A 17,641-nucleotide genomic window follows, 5' to 3' on the forward strand; every position below is an offset into this window, starting at 1 on the left:
CACGCGCACCCGGGGGGACGCGGCCGGGGACGAGGCAGGGAGGCGCGGCATGGGAGCACTTCGCGACGAGCACCACAACGGGTGGCTGATGCCCTCGGGGCACTACCCGGCCGCCGTGTACGACGACGAGTGGAGCGAACGGGACACCGTGCCCGCGATGCCGTCGCCGGCCAAGATCGTCTCACTGCGGCCGACCGGATTCGAGGCCGCCCGCACCGTCGGCGAGCACATCCGGGCCAGCACTCCGGTGGTCATGGACCTCACCGAGATGGAGGAGGCCGAGGCCAAGCGGATGGTCGACTTCGCCTCCGGCCTGATCTTCGGCACCCAGGGCGGCATCGAACGGATCGCCCGCCGGGTCTTCCTGCTCACCCCGGCCGACGTCGAGGTCATGGTGATCGACCGCCCGCTCGACGACACCGGGTTCTACAACCAGAGCTGAGCTCCCGAGGGAGCGGTACGAGGACCGGGGACGGCAACCGCCGTCCCCGTTTTTTTTGCTGCCCGCCACCGGGCTCGGACATCCCACCTGAAGCATCGGTTCCAATTTTGAGACGTCCACGTCTCATGTGAACTACACTCGAAGCATGGCCACCGACCGCGACACCGTCCTCGAAGCCGCCGTCAGCGTGCTCTCCCGCCGTCCGACCGCCCACCTGGACGAGATCGCGCGCGCCGCCGGCATCAGCCGCGCCACGCTGCACCGGCTGTTCCCCGGCCGCGAGGCCCTGATCCGCGAGGTCGGCCTGCTCAGCCTGCATCGCTTCGCCGCCGCGCTGGACACCGCCACCGCCGGGGAGGGCGACGCCGAGGCCGCGGTGCGACGCCTGGTCGAGGTCGCCGTCCCCGACGCGATGCTCTGTGCCTTCCTGGCCGGTGAGAACCAGCTCTACGACGACGAGAACATCAACGCGCTCTGGGAGGCCCAGACCGAACGGCTCCACGCCCTGTTCCTGCGCGGTCAGCAACAGGGCGTCTTCCGGATCGAGCTGTCCGCGGCCTGGCTCAGCGAGGCGTTCTTCGACCTCGTCGCCGGCGTCGGCTGGGCCATCCAGGACGGCCGGCTCGCCCCGCGCGACGCCGCGTTCTCGATCACCGAGCTCTTCCTCGGCGGCGCCCTGCGCCGAGCGTCCTCCCCCGCTCCCACACCCTCCTCGGCCCGCTCAACGGAAACCGATAAACCATGAGTAAGCGCAGCGAGCGAATCATCACAAGGTGCGCACCGTGCGAAGCGCCTGCCGAGCGAAGCGGGGCGGGCGCATGAGCAGCACCGTCCTGACCACCTCCGGCAGCTCCGACACCTCCGGCACGACGGCTCCGAGCCGCCGCTGGAGCGGCCTGGCCGTCCTCGTCCTCGCCGTCACCCTGGTCGCCGTCGACGCGACCGTCCTCTCCCTCGCCATCCCCTCCATCAGCGAGACGCTGCGCCCCAGCGGCACCCAGCTGCTCTGGATCGGCGACGCCTACTCCTTCGTCCTCGCCGGCCTGCTGGTCAGCATGGGCGCGCTGAGCGACCGGATCGGCCGCAAGAAGCTGCTGCTGGCCGGCTCCACCGCGTTCGGCGCCGCCTCGCTGCTCGCCGCCTACGCGCCCGGGCCCGGCTGGCTGATCCTGGCCCGCGTCCTGCTCGGCGTGGCCGGGGCGACGATCATGCCGTCCACCCTCTCGCTGATCCGCAGCCTCTTCCCGGACGACCGGGAGCGGGCCACCGCGATCGGCATCTGGGGCGCCGCCGCGGCCGCGGGCGCCGCACTCGGGCCGGTGGTCGGCGGCGCGCTGCTCGAGCACTTCTGGTGGGGTTCGGTGTTCCTGCTCAACATCCCCGTCCTGCTCCTGCTGTTGGGCTTCGGTGCCTGGCTGCTGCCCGAGTCCAGGGACCCGAGGCCGGGCCGCTGGGACGTGCTGAGCGTCGTGCTGTCGCTGGCCGGTGTGGTCGGCGCCGTCTACGCCGTCAAGGAGGCCGCCGCGAACGGCGTGGCGCGGTGGGACGTGCCGCTCGCCGCCCTCGTGGGCGCCGCCGCGCTGACCGTCTTCGTCCGCCGCCAGCTCCGGCTGGACACCCCGCTGCTGGACGTCCGGCTGTTCCGCGACCGCCGGTTCACCGCCGCCGTGCTGGCCTCGCTGATCTCACTGATCGGTCTGTCCGGCGTGGTCTTCGTGACCTCGCAGTACCTCCAGCTGGTCCGCGGCTACGAGCCGCTGCAGGCGGGCCTCGCCGAACTGCCGGCCTTCGCCGGCTCGGTGGCGGGCGGTCTGCTGACCGCCCGGCTGGTCCGGCGCACCGGCGCCCGGGCGGCGCTGACGTTCTGCCTGCTGGCGATGGGCTTGGGCGTCGGCGTGCTCGGCTGGCTCCAGCAGGACACCACGTACCTGGTGCTGGCCGCCTCGTTCCTTCTGGTCGGGACGGCCGAAGGGGTGGTCTACACGCTCGGCGCCGACCTCGTGCTGAGCGCCGCGCCGGCCGACAAGGCCGGGGCCGCCTCCGCGGTGTCGGAGACGGCGTACGAGCTGGGCACCGCGCTCGGCATCGCGCTGATCGGCTCGGTCGTCGGCTCGCTCTACGCGAGCGGGCTGTCCGTGCCGCAGGGCGTGGACCGGGCCGCCGCGACCCGGGCGGGCGAGTCGCTCGGCGGGGCCGTCGAGGCGGCCCACGGGCTGCCGCTGGCCGTCGGCGAGCCACTGCTGGCGAGCGCGAAGCACGCGTTCGTCCACGGCATGAACGTCGCGGGCATCGCCTCGGCCGTGCTGCTGATCGGCGCCGCGGCGATGGCCTGGCGCCTGCTGCGCGGGCTCTGCACCCCGGCCACCGGGCCGGTGGAGGTCCGGCCGGCGCCCGAGAAGGCGGATGCCTGAACGATTCTGTGGCTCAACGGTTCTGCGGCCCCGCACCCACGAGGGTGCGGGGCCGCCGCCGTCAGTGGCCCACCCCGAAGGGCAGTTCCAGCTCGGCCCAGACCACCTTGCCGTCCCTGGTCAGTCGGCTGCCCCAGCGCTGGGCGAGCTCGCTGACCAGGAACATGCCGCGCCCGCCCTCGTCCTGCTCGGCGAAGGGGCGCAGCTGCGGGGTCTGGCCGCCGGCGTCGGAGACCTCGACGGTGAGCACGCGGTCGCGGAACAGCCGCAGGCGGCGCGGGGCGTCGGCGTGCAGGAGGGCGTTCGTCACGAGCTCGCTGACCAGCAGTTCGGCGTAGTCGGCGAGCGCCGTCAGGCCCCACCGCTCCAGGGTCGACCGGGTGAAGCGGCGGGCCTTGCCGGGCAGGCGGCCGCCGCCGGTGAGCGGGAGGGTGGCGATCCGGTCGGCGGGCAGCGGCAGCACCCGGGCCATGATCATCGCGATGTCGTCGTCGGTGCCGTCGGTGACGAGGGCGCCGAGCACGGCGTCGCAGGTCTGCTCCAGGGTGCGGCCGGGCTCGGCGAGGGTGCGGGCGAGCACGTCGATGCCGTTGTCGATGTCCTGACCGCGGCGCTCGACCAGACCGTCGGTGTAGAGGGCGACCATGCCGCCCTCCGGGAGGGTGAACTCGATCGACTCGAAGGCCACGCCGCCGACGCCGAGCGGCACGCCGGGCGGGAGGTCGACCCGGCGGGCGAGCCCGTCGGGGCCGACCCACACCGGCGGCAGGTGGCCGGCGGAGGCGACCTGGACGGTGCGTTCCAGCGGGTCGTAGACCGCGCAGATGCACGTGGCGAACTGGCCCTCGCCGATTCCGTGCGCGGTCTCGTCCAGTCGGGTGAGGACCTCCTCGGGCGGCATGTCGAGGGTGGCGAGGGTGCGGGCGACGGTCCGCAGCTGGCCCATCGTGGCGGCGGCCCGGATGCCGTGGCCCATCACGTCGCCGACCACCAGGGCCACCCGGCCGCAGGACAGCGGCACGACGTCGAACCAGTCGCCGCCGACCTCGCTGACGACGCTGCTCGGCAGGTAGCGGTAGGCGATCTCCAGGCCGAGGGTGCGGTGGATCTCCTGCGGCAGGAGGCTGCGCTGGAGGGTGAGCGCCGTCTCGCGCTCGCGCCGGTAGAGCCGGGCGTTGTCGAGCGCGAGGGCGGTGCGGGCGACGAGCTCCTCGGCGAGGGCGACGTCGGCGTCGGTGAACGGCTCGGAGTTGCGCATCCGGATGAACTCGGAGCCGCCGAGGACCATGCCGCGGGCCGAGATCGGCACCATCAGGTACGAGTGGATGCCCGCCGCGATGCCGGGGGCGACGCGCTCCTCGCTGGCGACCAGGCCGCGCAGGACCTCCTCGTCCACGTGGGCGCGCAGCAGCGGCTTCCCGCTGCGCAGGCACTGGGTGTAGCTGCGGTGGGGGGCGTACTCGGAGGTCTCGCCGACGGCGTCCACGGCGTGCGTGAGGCCGGACTCGTAGGACTCGCCGACGGCGACGGCCCGCAGCTTGATCGCGCGGTCGGCGGGGATCGCGGTGGGCTCGGCGCCGCGCAGCACCGGCTCCAGGAGGTCGACGGTGGCGAAGTCGGCGAACCGGGGCACGACGGCCTCGATCAGCTCCTCGGCGGTGCGCTGGAGGTCGAGGGTGGTGCCGATCCGGGCGGTGGCCTCGGCGATGGTGGTGAGACGTTCCTGCGCGCGGGAGGCACGGGCCTCGGCCTGGAAGCGCTCGGTGACGTCGATGATCGAGGAGGCGACGCCGAAGACCCGGCCGGTGGAGTCCTCCAGGCGGAAGTAGGAGGCGGACCACGCGTGGTCCCGCCTCGGGTCCCCGGGGACGCGGCCGTGCGAGCGGGCGTCCACGACGGGCCTGCCGGTCCTGAGCACCTGTCTCATGGTCTGCTCGATCTCGGCGGTGTTGATGCCGGGCAGGACGGCGGATATCCGGCGGCCGAGGTGGGCGGCGGCCGGGACGCCGTTCATCCGGGCGAGCGCCTCGTTGATCCGCACGTAGCGCAGCTGGGTGTCGTACACGGCCATGCCGATCGGCGAGCGGCCGAAGATGCCGTCGAGGACGGCGAGGTCGGCCTCGATCTCGTGGATGGCGCCGGTGTCCGAGGCGGTGGCGAGCAGCAGGAGGGTGCCGCCGGGGCCGGCGATCGGGTAGGTGCGGAACTCCAGCTCGACCCGGTGGCCGTCGCGGTGGCGCACCGGGAAGACGAAGGAGGTGCCGGTGCCGTCCATGATCCGCTGGAAGATCGCGAGCACCTCGCCGCGGTCGCTCTCGTCGGTGAGCAGCCGGGCGGCGTAGCTGCCGACGGCCTCGTCGGCGGTGAAGCCGAGCAGGGCCTCGGCGTCCTCGCTCCAGTGCAGGATGAGGCCGTCGCCCTGGACCAGGACGGTGGCGAGCGGGACCAGGCGGTGACCCTCGGGACGTGCGGGGGTGGCGCCCGGTGCGGGGCCGGCGGCGTCGGTCGCGTCCCACTCGTGTCCGTGCATGATCAGGCAGCACCCCGGTTCGGCTCGTGCCCGGCCGGGTGGGCCTCGCGGTCGGTGCCGGCCGGGATTCTTCTCCAGACTGCACGGACATCGGCCGCCCGGCGACCCCTTGGAGGGGGCCGTTCCGGTCGCTCCTGTTGTGCGGGCGTCATGGGCGTACCGGGCGCAGCGTACTCTCCAGAAGGCCCGCCCACTGCCGGATCACTCCGGATCGTCGGGCGCTGTCGTCGGTGAGCAGGTTGGCCAGGCCGAGGCCGCGGGCGAGGTCCAGGGTGGCCTGCACCGATTCGCGCACGCCGGGACGGGTCTCGTCGGCGTCCAGGAACTCGACGGCGGCCCGGTGGGCCTCGCGGCCGACGTGGCCCTCCAGGGCGATGATCCGCTCGCGCAGCGGCTCCTCGGTGGCGGCGGCCGTCCACAGGTGCAGGGCGGCGCGGAAGAGCGGGCCGGTGTAGAGGCGCACGATCATGTCGACGACGGCCCCGGTGCGGTCGGGGCCGGCGGCCGGCAGCTCGTCCGCGTGGGCGCGGACGGCCGCCAGCCGCTCGGCGGTGACGTGCTCGACGGCCGCGGTGAACAGGTCCTCGCGGGTCGGGAAGTGGTGCTGGGCGGCGCCCCGGGAGACCCCGGCGCGTTCGGCGACCACGGCGACGGTGGAGCCGTGCCAGCCGCGTTCGGCCAGACAGTCCACGGCCGCCGCGAGCAACCGGGCGCGGGTGGCACGGCTGCGGTCCTGCCGGGGGGTGCGGACGGCGGGGTGGCTGGTCATCGGTGCTGGCGGTTCCTGTTCCGGTGGGAGCTCGGCGGGTCGATCCTCACAGATGCGCCCTGCGTGCCGGTCAGCGGGCCGCCGCCTCGCGGGCTCGCAGTTCGCGGCGCAGGATCTTTCCGGCGGGGGACTTGGGGACGGCCTCGACGAACTCGACCGCGCGCACCTTCTTGTAGGGGGCGACCTGGCCGGCGACGAACGCGGTGACGTCCTCGGCGCTGAGCCTGCTGCCGGGCACCCGGACGACGAAGGCCTTGGGACACTCGGTGCCCTCGGCGTCCGTCACGCCGATGACGGCGGCGTCGGCGATCTGCGGATGGCCCAGCAGGACGGCCTCCAGTTCGGCGGGGGCGACCTGGTAGCCCTTGTACTTGATCAGCTCCTTGACCCGGTCGACGATGTGCAGGTAGCCGCGGTCGTCGACGAAGCCGACGTCGCCGGTGTGCAGCCAGCCCTCCTCGTCGATCACGGCGGCGGTCTCGGAGGGACGGCCGAAGTAGCCCTTCATCACCTGCGGGCCGCGGATCAGGAGCTCGCCGGGCTCGCCGGGCCCGAGGTCCGTCCGGGTGCCGTCCAGGGCGGTGACGCGCAGCTCGGTGGAGGGGACCATCCGGCCGACGGCGCCGGGCGAGGGGTCGGTGTCGTGCGGGGAGACGACGTGGGTGACCGGGGACAGTTCGGTCATGCCGTAGCCCTGGAGCAGGTGCGGCAGGCCGAGGCGGCGGGCACAGGCGGCGGCGAGCTCGGTGTCGAGCGGGGCGGCGGCGCACAGCAGGTACTCGACGGAGGACAGGTCGAAGCGCTCCACCAGCGGGTGCTTGGCGAGGGCGAGGGCGATCGGCGGGGCCACGATGAGCGCCTGCACCCGGTGCTCCTCGATGGCGCGGCAGAACTGCTCCAGGTCGAAGCGCGGCAGCACGACCACCGCGGCGCCGCAGCGCAGCGGCTGGTTGAGCAGCGCGGCGAGGCCGTAGATGTGGAAGAACGGCAGGACGGCGAGCACCCGTTCGCCCGGCTCGGGGCGGTACAGGGCGTCGACCTGGCCGAGGTTGGTGGCGATCGAGCGGTGGGTGAGCATGACGCCCTTGGGCAGGCCGGTGGTGCCGCTGGAGTACGGCAGGACGGCGACGTCCTCGCCGGGATCGATCGGGACGTCGGGCACCGGAGCGGTGGTGGCGAGCAGGTCGGCGAGCGAGCGGTGGCCGTCGGCGCCGTCCAGCACGACGATCTCGCGCAGCGGGCGGCCCTCGGCGGCGAGCAGCTCGGCCGCCCCGGCGGCGGTGGGCAGGAAGTGGGAGACGGTGACCAGCCAGCGGGCGCCGCTGTCGCGCAGCTGGCCGGCGAGCTCGTTCGGGGTGGCGAGGGAGGAGACGGTGGTGACGGTGGCGCCGGCCCGGGTGGCGCCGTAGAACGCCATGGGGTAGGCGATCGTGTTGGGGCTGAAGAGTGCCAGCACGTCGCCCTTGCGCACGCCCGCATCGGCCAGGCCGGCGGCGACCCTGAGCACGGACCCGGCGAGCTCGGCGTGGCTGACGGTCCGTCCGGTGAGGCCGTCGATCAGGGCCGGCCGGTCGCCGTACCGCTCGGCGTCGCCGAGCACCGCGTCGTGGATCGGCAGATCGATCGTCGGTACGTCGGGGAAGTCGCTGAGGAACACCAAGGTAAGCCTCCACTAAGGAAGTTGAGGTGGATTCTGGACCGGCGACAGGTCTCGGGGGCGGGCCGGCCGGGGGCGCGTTCAGGAGCATACGGACAGTGGGGGGACACTGGGCCATTGTGGGGAAGGACGGCCGGAGCACGCGTGGCACAGTTGCCGCCGGGGGGCGCCCGGCCGGACGGTGTGCACCACGGCCGCCCGCCCCCGGGAGCGGCCCCGGACCCTGGAGCACCCCAACCGTGAGAGCCACCTCCCATCCCCTGCCGCGCGGCCGCCGCCTGCTCGCCGCCGCCACCACCGCCGTCGTCCTCGCGCTCGGCAGCGCTCCGCTCGCGTTCGCCGCGCCGGGCGACAACGGCGACGTCAAGATCCACGCCAGCACCACTCCGGTGAGCGACCCGCGGGACGAGCCCAAGGTCTGCGTGTTCTACCTGGACGCGTTCAACTTCGACACCGTCCAGCAGGTGAACTGGACGATCGAGCAGCAGCCGCCGACCGGCACGGCGCAGGTGCTCGCCGGGTCGATCACGCTCACCAACGGCACCGGGAACACGGGCGACCTCACCCTGCCGAACGGGCACTACAAGCTCGAATGGACGTTCGTTGGCGAGACCGGGACGGCCAAGCAGAAGGTCTTCGACGTCTCGTGCGCCTCCTCGTCGCCGTCGCCCTCACCCTCCTCCTCGCCGTCACCGTCGCCGTCACCGTCACCGAGCGCCTCCCCCAGTGCGTCGCCCGGCCACTCGCACTCGCCCAGCGCCTCCCCCGGCGGCGGGCCCCACGGCGGCGTGCCCACCGGCGGCGGCGGCACCTCCGGGGCCAACGCCGCCGAGGTGATCGGCGGGGTCGCGCTGCTCCTCGGCGCCGGCGGCCTCACCATCCGCGCGATGCGCCGCCGTCCCGGGACCAATGCCGAGTCCTGACCGCCCCTTCCGCGTGCCGCGCGGCGGCCCCGGCCCGATCACGGCCGGGGCCCTCGCTCTGGCGCTCGCGGCGGGCGGCATCTGGCTCGTCCACGCCGGCACCGACGGCCGGGACGGGCCGCCGCTGCCGGCCCCGGCGCCCCCGGCGACCGCCACGGCGCCAGGCCCCGACCGCCCGCCGGTGGCCGCCCCCTCGCCACCGCCCGGCCACCCGCCGCTGCCCGCCTCGCCGCCGACCAGGATCCGGATCCCCGCGATCAAGGTCGATGCCCCGGTCGTCGGCCTCGGGCTCAGCGCCTCCCGGCAGCTGAACCCCCCGCCGATGGACCAGCGCAACCTGGCCGGCTGGTACCGCGACGGCGCCGCGCCGGGGGCGGCCGGCAACGCCATCACGATCGGGCACGCGGACAACCGCACCGGGCCGGCCGTCTTCTACCGGCTCGGGCTGCTGCGCCCCGGCGACACCGTCGAGGTGGCCCGCAAGGACCGGCGCACGGCGGTGTTCACGATCGACTCCGTCCGGGTGTTCCCGAAGAAGGACTTCCCGGACGCCCTCGTGTACGGCGCCACCGAGCGGGCCGAGCTGCGGGTGATCACCTGCGGCGGCAAGTTCGACCGGAAGACCGGGTACGAGTCGAACACCGTCGTGTTCGCCCACCTGACCGGCGTCAAGTGATCCACGGTCAGTACGACTTCGGCAGCCCGAGGGTGTGCTGGGCGACGTAGTTGAGCACCATCTCGCGGCTGACCGGGGCGACCCGGCCGACCCGGGTGGCGGCCAGCAGCGCGCCCAGTCCGTACTCCTGGGTCAGGCCGTTGCCGCCGAGCGTCTGCACCGCCTGGTCGACCGTGCGGGCGGCGGCCTCGCCGGCCGCGTACTTGGCCATGTTGGCTGCCTCGCCGGCCGCGAGGTCCTCGCCCGCGTCGTAGAGCAGCCCGGCCTTCTGTGTCATCAGCCGGGCCAGCTCGATCTCCACCGCGCACTGCGCCAGCGGGTGGGCGAGGCCCTGGTGGGCGCCGATCGGGGTCGACCACACCGTCCGCGTCTTCGCGTACTCGACGGCCTTGCCGAGGGCCTGGCGGGCGAGGCCGAGCGAGAAGGCGGCGGTCAGGATGCGCTCGGGGTTGAGGCCCGCGAAGAGCTGGAGCAGGCCCGCGTTCTCGTCGCCGACGAGCGCGTCGGCGGGCAGCCGCACGTCGTCCAGGAACACCTGGAACTGCTTCTCGGGGGCGACGAGCTCCATCGGGATCGCCCGGAACTCGAAGCCCGGGGTCTCACGCGGGACGACGAACAGGCAGGGCTTGAGCTTGCCGGTGCGAGCGTCCTCGGTGCGGGCGACGAACAGCACGTCGTCCGAGTGGTCGATGCCCGAGACGAACACCTTGCGGCCGGTGAGCAGCCAGTCCTCACCGTCACGGCGGGCCACGGTGGAGATCCGGTGCGAGTTGGAGCCGGCGTCCGGCTCGGTGATGCCGAAGGCCATCCGGCGGGTGCCGTCGGCCAGTCCGGGCAGCCAGCGGCGCTTCTGCCCGTCCGTCCCGTACCGGGCTATGACCGTGCCGCAGATCGCCGGGGAGACGATCAGCAGGAGCAACGGGCAGCCGGCGGTGCCCAGTTCCTCCAGGACGATGGCGAGGTCGGTGATGCCGCCGCCCCCGCCGCCGTACTCGGCGGGCAGGTTGACGCCGAGGTAGCCGGCCTTGCCGGCGTCGGCCCACAGTTCGTCGGCGGGCTCGCCGGCCCGGGCCTTGGCGAGGTAGTACGCGGAGCCGTAGCGGCGGCCGAGGTCGCCGACCGCGCGACGCAGGGCCTGGCGTTCGGGGGATTCGAGGAGCTGACTGCCGATGGCGGACATGCGGGGTCCTTCCTCAGACCTCTTGGGAGGGTTTGACGACGGCGAGCAGGGTGCCGAGTTCGACCTGCCGGCCCGGGGTGGCAAGGAGTTCCACGAGGGTGCCGTCGGCGGGGGCGACGACGCGGTGCTCCATCTTCATCGCCTCCAGGAACAGCAGTGGCTGCCCGGCGGTGACGGCGTCGCCGACGGCGGCGGCGACGCGGCTGACGGTGCCGGGCATCGGGGCGAGCAGGGCCCCCGGTTCGGCCTGCGCGGTGGGGTCGGCGAAGCGGGGGACGGCGGTGAGGGCGGTCGTGCCGTCGGAGGTCTCGACGAAGACCTCCGTGCCGTAGCGGGCGACGCGGTAGGTGCGGCGGATCGTGCCGTGGCGGAGGGCGACGCTCTCCGGCGTGTGCTCGACGAGCTCCGTGTCCGGGTGGCCGTCGGCCTGCAGACCTTGCCGGGTGAGGCGGTAGCGCACCTGTGACTCGCCTCCGTCGGAGGTCCGGTAGCGCTTGACCTGCGGCTGGGACGGGAGGTTGCGCCAGCCGGACGGCAGCGGGGTGCGACGCTCCGCCGCGTCGGCGAGGGCGGCGGCCAGGGCCGCCCGCGCGGCGCCCTTGTCGTCCGGTGCGGTGAGGTCGGCCGCGTGCTCGGCGAGGAATCCGGTGTGCAGACGGCCCTCCAGGAAGGCCGGGTGGCGCAGCGCGCGGACGAGCAACTCCCGGTTGGTGGTGGGCCCGTGGAGCCGGGCGCGGGCGACGGCGTCGGCGAGGCGGCGGGCGGCGGCCGCGCGGGTCGGGGCCCATGCGATCACCTTGGCGAGCATCGCGTCGTAGTGTGGCGTGATGGTGCCGCCGCTCTCCACGCCGGAGTCGAGCCGCAGGCCGCGCCCGTCGAACTCCTGGTGCGGGACGGTGAGTTCGAAGCGGTGCAGGGTACCGGTGGCGGGCCGGTGGTCGTGGGCCGGGTCCTCGGCGTAGAGGCGGGCCTCGATCGCGCAGCCGTTCGTCGGCGGGGGTGCGGCGGAGAGCTTCTCCCCCTCGGCGACGGCGAGTTGGAGCGCGACCAGGTCGAGTCCGGTGACGGCCTCGGTGACCGGGTGCTCGACCTGGAGGCGGGTGTTCATCTCCAGGAAGTGGAAGCGGCCGTCCTCCGCGAGGAGGAACTCGGCGGTGCCCGCGCCGACGTAGCCGATCGCGCGGGCGGCGGCGACGGCCGCCCCGTGCAGCGCGGTGCGCACGGCGTCGGGGAGCCCGGGCGCGGGGGCCTCCTCGATCACCTTCTGGTGGCGCCGCTGCAGCGAGCAGTCGCGGTCGCCGACCGCCCAGACCGTGCCGTGGGCGTCGGCCATCAGCTGGACCTCGACGTGGCGGCCGGTGGGCAGGTAGCGCTCACAGAACACCTCGTCGGAGCCGAAGGCCTTGGCGGCCTCGGCCTTCGCGGCTTCGATCTCGCCCGGCAGCTCTGCCAGCGAGCGGACCACGCGCATGCCCCGGCCGCCGCCGCCCGCGGCCGCCTTGACCAGGAGCGGCAGGTCCGCCTCGGTGGGTTGCGCGAGGGCGTCGAGGACGGGCACGCCCGCCTGCGCCATCAGCCGCTTGGCGGCCGTCTTGGAACCCATCGCGCAGATCGCGGCCGGCGGCGGCCCGACCCAGACGAGGCCCGCGTCGAGCACCGCCTGCGCGAACCCGGCGTCCTCGGAAAGGAATCCGTACCCCGGGTGGACGGCATCGGCGCCCGCGTCCAGGGCTGCCCGGACGATGAGGTCGCCGCGCAGGTAGGTCTCGGCGGGCGCGGCGCCGGGCAGCCGGACGGCGGCGTCGGCCTCGCGGACGTGCGGGGCACCGGCGTCCGGGTCGGAGTGCACGGCGGTGGTCGCGACGCCGAGGGCGCGGCAGGTGCGGAACACCCGGCGGGCGATCTCGCCGCGGTTGGCGACCAGCAGGTTGGTGATCATTCCAGGTCCCCTTCTACATCCGGAAGACGCCGTAGCCGCGCGCGCCCTCGACCGGCGCGTTGTGGATCGCGGACAGGCAGAGGCCGAGCACCGTCCGGGTGTCGCGCGGGTCGATCACGCCGTCGTCGTAGAGCCGGCCGGACAGGAACGCCGGGAGCGACTCCGCCTCGATCTGCTGCTCGACCATCGCGCGGATCGCGGCGTCCGCGTCCTCGTCGTACGGCCGCCCCTTCGCGGCGGCCGACTGACGGGCGACGATCGACAGCACGCCGGCCAGCTGCTGCGGGCCCATCACCGCGGACTTCGCGCTCGGCCAGGCGAACAGGAACCGCGGCTCGTACGCCCGCCCGCACATGCCGTAGTGGCCGGCCCCGTAGGAGGCGCCCATCAGCACCGAGAGGTGCGGCACCGTGGAGTTCGAGACGGCGTTGATCATCATGGCGCCGTGCTTGATGATGCCGCCCTGCTCGTAGTCCTTGCCCACCATGTAACCGGTGGTGTTGTGCAGGAACAGCAGCGGGGTGTTCCGCTGGTTCGCCAGCTGGATGAACTGGGCGGCCTTCTGGGACTCCGCGCTGAACAGCACGCCCTGCGCGTTCGCGAGGATCCCGACCGGGTAGCCGTGCAGGCGGGCCCAGCCGGTGGCCAGGCTCGGGCCGTACAGCGGCTTGAACTCGTCGAAGTCGGAGCCGTCGACGATCCGGGCGATCACCTCCCGCGGGTCGAACGGCACCTTGAGGTCGCCCGGGACGATGCCGAGCAGCTCCTCCTCGGCGTACTTCGGCGGCTCGGCGGACGCGTCCGGGCCCGGGCCCGGCTTGCGGTGGTCCAGCCGCGCGACGATCCGGCGGGCGAGGCGCAGCGCGTCCGCCTCGTCGACGGCGAAGTGGTCGGCCAGGCCGGACGTGCGGGCGTGCATCTCGGCGCCGCCGAGCGACTCGTCGTCGGCCTCCTCTCCGGTGGCCATCTTCACGAGCGGCGGGCCTCCGAGGAACACCTTGGCGCGTTCCTTGACCAGCACGGTGTGGTCGGACATGCCCGGTACGTAGGCGCCGCCGGCCGTCGAGTTGCCGAACACCACGGCCACGGTGGGGATCCCGGCGGCGGACAGCCGGGTGAGGTCGCGGAAGAGGGCGCCGCCGGGGATGAAGATCTCCTTCTGGCTGGGCAGGTCGGCGCCGCCGGACTCGACCAGGTTGACCAGCGGGAGGCGGTTGTCGAGCGCGATCTCGTTGGCGCGCAGGGCCTTGCGCAGGGTCCACGGGTTGCTGGCGCCGCCGCGGACCGTCGGATCGTTGGCGGTGATCACGCACTCGACGCCCTCGACGACGCCGATGCCGGTGACCAGCGCGGCGCCCACCGGGTAGTCGCTGCCCCAGGCCGCGAGCGGGGAGAGCTCCAGGAACGGCGAGTCCTCGTCGATCAGCAGCTCGATCCGCTCGCGCGGCAGCAACTTGCCGCGGGCGCGGTGGCGTTCGACGTACTTGGGACCGCCGCCGGCCAGCGCCTTCGCGTGCTCGGCGTCGAGGGCGGCGAGCTTGTCGAGCATCGCGGCGCGGTGCTCGGCGTGGTCGGGCGCGGCCGGGTCGACCCGGGTGGGCAGGACGGTCACAGCGGTGGCTCCGATCCGGCGGGGAGGGTTTCGGGGACGTCGAGGAGCGCTTCGGGGACGTCGACGTGGCGGGAACGCAGCCACTCCCCCAGCGCCTTGGCCTGCGGGTCGAAGCGGTGCTGGGCGGCGACGCCCTCGCCGAGCAGGCCGGTGATGACGAAGTTGAGCGCGCGGAGGTTCGGGAGCACGTGCCGGCTGACGGGCAAGTCCTGAGTCTCGGGCAGGAGTTCGCGCAGCCTGTCGACCGTCAGGGTGTGCGCGAGCCAGCGCCAGCCCTCGTCGTCGCGGGCCCAGACGCCGAGGTTCGCGTCGCCGCCCTTGTCACCGCTGCGGGCTCCGGCCACCAGGCCGAGCGGGGCCCGGCGGGTCGGGCCGGCGGGCAGCGGCTCCGGGAGATCCGACGGTTCGTCCGCGCGGGCCGATCGGGGGCTGATCTCCACAGGGGGGATGCTCAGGTGACGGCCGTCCGGGAGGACGGCCGTGTGCTCGACGGCCTTCGCGTCGACGTACGCGGCGGTGAACACCCCGTACGGTGCGCCCGGCCCGGGAGGCGCGGTGAGATGGAAGCCCGGGTAGCCCGCTAGGCCCAACTCCACTGCCACCTTGCCGAGTTCGCGCCCTACCTTGGACGGGTCCGGGTCCCGGGCGGTCAGGCGCAGCAGCGCGGAGGCGCCCTCCTCGGTGGGCGCGTCGGGGTGGTCGGTGCGGGCGAGGGTCCAGGTCAGCTCGGCCGGGCGCCGGCCGGGCGGGATGGCCGCCTCCAACTGCCGCCGCACCAGCTCCGACTTGGCCTCGATGTCGAGCCCGGTGAGGACGAAGACGACCTCGTTGCGGTGGCCGCCGAGGCTGTTGAGGCCCACCTTGAGCGTGGCGGGCGGCGCCTCGCCGCGCACGCCGTCGATGCGGACCCGGTCGGGGCCCTCCTGGGCGAGGCGGACGGTGTCGAGCCGGGCCGTGACGTCCGGCCCGAGGTAGCGCGAACCCGTCGTCTCGTACAGGAGTTGGGCCGTGACGGTGCCGGTCGTGACGGCGCCGCCGGTGCCCGGGTGCTTGGTGATCACACTGGAGCCGTCGGCGTGCAGCTCGGCGATCGGGAAGCCGGGCCTCGTCACGTCGTGCTCGCGGAAGAACGCGTAGTTCCCGCCGGTGGCCTGCGCCCCGCACTCCAGGACGTGACCGGCGACGACGGCGCCGGCGAGGGCGTCGAGGTCCGCCGGGGTCCAGCCGAAGTGGGCGATCGCCGGGCCCGTCACCAGGGCCGCGTCGGTGACCCGGCCGGTGACGACGACGTCCGCCCCCTCGGCCAGGCAGGCCGCGACGCCGAACCCGCCGAGGTAGGCGTTGGCCGCCAACAGACCTTCCGGCAGGCCGAGTTCGGCGATGCGCGGGAGCAGGTCGTCACCCTCGACGTGGGCCACGGCGGCGGCGATCCCGTACCGCTGGGCCAGCTTGCGCAGTTCGCCCGCGAGCCGGGCCGGGTTGAGCCCGCCCGCGTTGACGACGATCCGCACCCCGCGCTCACGGGCGAGGCCGAGGCACTCCTCCATCTGCCGCAGGAACGTCCGCGCGTACCCCAGTGACGGGTCCTTCAGGCGGTCCCTGGCCAGGATGAGCATCGTCAGCTCCGCCAGGTAGTCCCCGGTCAGCACGTCCAGCGGCCCGCCGGTGAGCATCTCCCGGACCGCCGCGAACCGGTCGCCGTAGAACCCGGAGGCGTTCCCGATCCGCAAACCCGCACGTGCGCGCACCAATGCGCCTCCCCTGCCGGTGAGTTGGCGGCCGCCTGACGGCCACCGCCGGGCAGCAGCGTGGCACCGGCCGGAGAAAAAAGCAATCACGCATGCTTGTTTTCGCCCCCGCCCGATCGGCCGGGGGCGCAGCGGCTGTTGTCCGTTCTCGGGTGACGTGGCGGAGTCCCAGATGATCTGGAAAGACATCTGGCGAGTTCTCACCCGATCTCGGCGAGCCTGACCGCGTCCGTACCGCCCGGACGACACCCCGCCCGGCTGGCCGGCGCTCGGTGCCTCGCTGACGCGGCCGATCCGCTGGGAGCCGATCGAGCAGCAGTACGACCAGATGGTGAAGTACGCGACCGCGCTCCGGCTCGGCACGGCCGAGGCCGAGCCGGTGCTGCGAGATGTCCGCCGACCGCTACGGCCCGCTGTTCGCCACGGACCTGGAAGGGGTGTGCCCTGATACGCCAGAAACCCGCCAGAACTTGATCCTGGCCTGCTGAGTGCCTGACGAGGTCGGGGATCTTGGCGATGGCGGTCGGCCATGCCCTCGACATCTCAGTCTCCAAGATCCCCGACCTCGTCACCCGCGGTCAGCTCTGCGTCTCCTCGCGGCGTCCAATAGCGGCCGCATCGGGTACGACGAGCAGCTTGCCGGTGGTACGCCGAGCCTCCAGATCGCTGTGGGCCTGGGCGGCCTCGGACAATGCGTAGCGGGCCGTTACGGTGGCCTCGAGCGCCTTGGAGCGCACCCACTCGAACACATCGGCGGCACGTCGGAGCAGTTCGGACCGATCGGCGATGAAGTGCCCGAGGCTGGGCCGGATCAGGGTCAGCGAACCGCCGTGGGCGAGCCGAATCGGATCGAACGGCGGCACGGCACCGCTTGCCGCGCCGAAGAGCACGAGATGGCCGCGGGTTCGCAGGCTGGCGAGGCTCGCGTCGAAGGTGTGCGCGCCGACGCCGTCGAAGACAACCGGCAGTCCCTGACCGCCGTTGAGCCGCCTCACCTCGGCTGCGAGATCGTCGACTGCGGAGGAAAGGATCACCTCAGCGGCCCCGGCACGCTTCGCCAGCTCGGCCTTCGCCGTGGTCGACGTCGTGCCGATCACCCTGCCGCCGAGATGGGTGATGAGCTGGGTCAAGAGCAGCCCCATGCCACCAGCAGCCGCATGCACGAGCACCGTGTCGCCCCTCTGAACCGGGTAGGCGTCCTTGACGAGATAGTGCGCGGTCATGCCTTGGAGGAGCACGGCGGCGGCTGTCTCGAAGCCGATGTCGTCGGGCAGCGGCACCAGCCGGGAGGAGTCCACGACGGCCCGCTCGGCATACGTGCCGGGAATCTCCACCCAACCGACCCGGTCCCCGACTGCGACGTCAGCGACGCCGGGTCCAACCTCGACGACCGTGCCGGCGCCCTCAGCGCCCGGGGTGAAGGGCAGCGGGAGGCTGTACCGGCCTTCGCGGTGGTAGACGTCGAGGAAGTTGACCCCGGATGCGGCGACCTCCACGACCGCTTGGCCCGGGCCCGGCGTCGGTTGATCGATATCGACCAGTCGCAGCACCTCGGGACCGCCCACTTCGGACACCTGAATCGCTCGCATTGACCCCTCCTGAAACGGCAGACTTCCCTCACCAACTCCACTCGTGGCGATCCTATTTCCGCTCGCGGTGAGGTGTCGTGGCCGTCACGTTCAGGTCAGCGACATGAAGCCGGCCGTGCCGCGGCAACTGCCCTAGTCGTACTGCCCAGGCAGGTTGGTTGAGTC

Annotated in this window: 13 protein-coding genes and 1 pseudogene; 6 read left to right on the forward strand and 8 right to left on the reverse strand. The window is 73.4% G+C overall.

Going from position 1 to position 17,641, the window contains the following annotated elements:
• Positions 1–49: 49 nt before the first annotated feature.
• The 3 genes from AB0C76_RS09160 to AB0C76_RS09170 all read left to right on the forward strand — a co-directional run bounded on the left by AB0C76_RS09160 (position 50) and on the right by AB0C76_RS09170 (position 2,853).
• On the forward strand, positions 50–442 hold the full coding sequence (locus AB0C76_RS09160; protein ID WP_359961994.1) for a cell division protein SepF: 393 nt from the start codon (positions 50–52) through the stop codon (positions 440–442).
• Positions 443–587: 145 nt separating this feature from the next.
• Positions 588–1,187, forward strand: coding sequence for a helix-turn-helix domain-containing protein (locus tag AB0C76_RS09165; protein ID WP_359961996.1), 600 nt, complete (start codon positions 588–590; stop codon positions 1,185–1,187).
• A gap of 73 nt (positions 1,188–1,260) precedes the next feature.
• Positions 1,261–2,853 carry an MFS transporter gene (locus AB0C76_RS09170; RefSeq protein WP_359961999.1) on the forward strand — a complete coding sequence of 531 codons (1,593 nt, stop codon included), beginning with the start codon at positions 1,261–1,263 and terminating at the stop codon, positions 2,851–2,853.
• A 61-nt stretch (positions 2,854–2,914) separates the two neighbouring features.
• On the opposite strand, the gene AB0C76_RS09175 is transcribed toward AB0C76_RS09170, so the two are convergent.
• The 3 genes from AB0C76_RS09175 to AB0C76_RS09185 all read right to left on the reverse strand — a co-directional run bounded on the left by AB0C76_RS09175 (position 2,915) and on the right by AB0C76_RS09185 (position 7,812).
• On the reverse strand, positions 2,915–5,383 hold the full coding sequence (locus AB0C76_RS09175; protein ID WP_359962002.1) for a SpoIIE family protein phosphatase: 2,469 nt from the start codon (positions 5,381–5,383) through the stop codon (positions 2,915–2,917).
• Positions 5,384–5,531: 148 nt separating this feature from the next.
• The gene (locus AB0C76_RS09180) at positions 5,532–6,152 is read right to left on the reverse strand and encodes a TetR/AcrR family transcriptional regulator (protein WP_359962005.1); all 621 of its coding nucleotides are present in this window, start codon (positions 6,150–6,152) and stop codon (positions 5,532–5,534) included.
• A 70-nt stretch (positions 6,153–6,222) separates the two neighbouring features.
• Complete coding sequence (locus tag AB0C76_RS09185; protein WP_359962008.1) at positions 6,223–7,812, reverse strand: 4-coumarate--CoA ligase family protein; 1,590 nt, start codon at positions 7,810–7,812, stop codon at positions 6,223–6,225.
• Between the two features lie 236 nt (positions 7,813–8,048).
• Between AB0C76_RS09185 and AB0C76_RS09190 the strand changes: the two genes are divergently transcribed.
• Together AB0C76_RS09190 and AB0C76_RS09195 are read left to right on the forward strand one after the other, a co-directional pair.
• Positions 8,049–8,732, forward strand: a complete 684-nt coding sequence (locus AB0C76_RS09190) for a hypothetical protein (RefSeq protein ID WP_359962010.1) — start codon at positions 8,049–8,051, stop codon at positions 8,730–8,732.
• Positions 8,719–9,408 (forward strand): class F sortase, encoded by a 690-nt coding sequence (locus tag AB0C76_RS09195; protein ID WP_359962013.1) that lies wholly within the window; start codon positions 8,719–8,721, stop codon positions 9,406–9,408. The genes AB0C76_RS09190 and AB0C76_RS09195 overlap by 14 nt, the downstream gene beginning before the upstream one ends.
• Positions 9,409–9,415: 7 nt before the next feature.
• Here AB0C76_RS09195 and AB0C76_RS09200 read toward each other — a convergent pair whose 3' ends face one another.
• The 4 genes from AB0C76_RS09200 to AB0C76_RS09215 are packed head-to-tail and all read right to left on the reverse strand — an operon-like array spanning position 9,416 to position 15,887.
• Positions 9,416–10,588 carry an acyl-CoA dehydrogenase family protein gene (locus AB0C76_RS09200; protein ID WP_359962016.1) on the reverse strand — a complete coding sequence of 391 codons (1,173 nt, stop codon included), beginning with the start codon at positions 10,586–10,588 and terminating at the stop codon, positions 9,416–9,418.
• Positions 10,589–10,601: 13 nt separating this feature from the next.
• The gene (locus AB0C76_RS09205; protein ID WP_359962019.1) at positions 10,602–12,527 is read right to left on the reverse strand and encodes a biotin carboxylase N-terminal domain-containing protein; all 1,926 of its coding nucleotides are present in this window, start codon (positions 12,525–12,527) and stop codon (positions 10,602–10,604) included.
• Between the two features lie 13 nt (positions 12,528–12,540).
• Positions 12,541–14,139, reverse strand: a complete 1,599-nt coding sequence (locus AB0C76_RS09210; RefSeq protein ID WP_359962022.1) for a carboxyl transferase domain-containing protein — start codon at positions 14,137–14,139, stop codon at positions 12,541–12,543.
• Positions 14,136–15,887: an acyclic terpene utilization AtuA family protein gene (locus AB0C76_RS09215; protein ID WP_359962025.1), complete on the reverse strand. Its 1,752-nt coding sequence runs from the start codon at positions 15,885–15,887 to the stop codon at positions 14,136–14,138. The genes AB0C76_RS09210 and AB0C76_RS09215 overlap by 4 nt, the downstream gene beginning before the upstream one ends.
• Positions 15,888–16,119: 232 nt before the next feature.
• Between AB0C76_RS09215 and AB0C76_RS09220 the strand changes: the two are divergent.
• Positions 16,120–16,272: pseudogene (locus AB0C76_RS09220) on the forward strand (Tn3 family transposase); the annotation flags it as partial.
• A gap of 193 nt (positions 16,273–16,465) precedes the next feature.
• Here the strand turns inward: AB0C76_RS09220 and AB0C76_RS09225 are convergent.
• Entirely contained in the window at positions 16,466–17,476 is a 1,011-nt protein-coding gene (locus AB0C76_RS09225; protein ID WP_359962027.1) for a quinone oxidoreductase, read from the reverse strand.
• Positions 17,477–17,641: the final 165 nt, after the last annotated feature.

It is taken from the genome of Kitasatospora sp. NPDC048722, from assembly GCF_040650235.1.
GTDB lineage: Bacteria > Actinomycetota > Actinomycetes > Streptomycetales > Streptomycetaceae > Kitasatospora.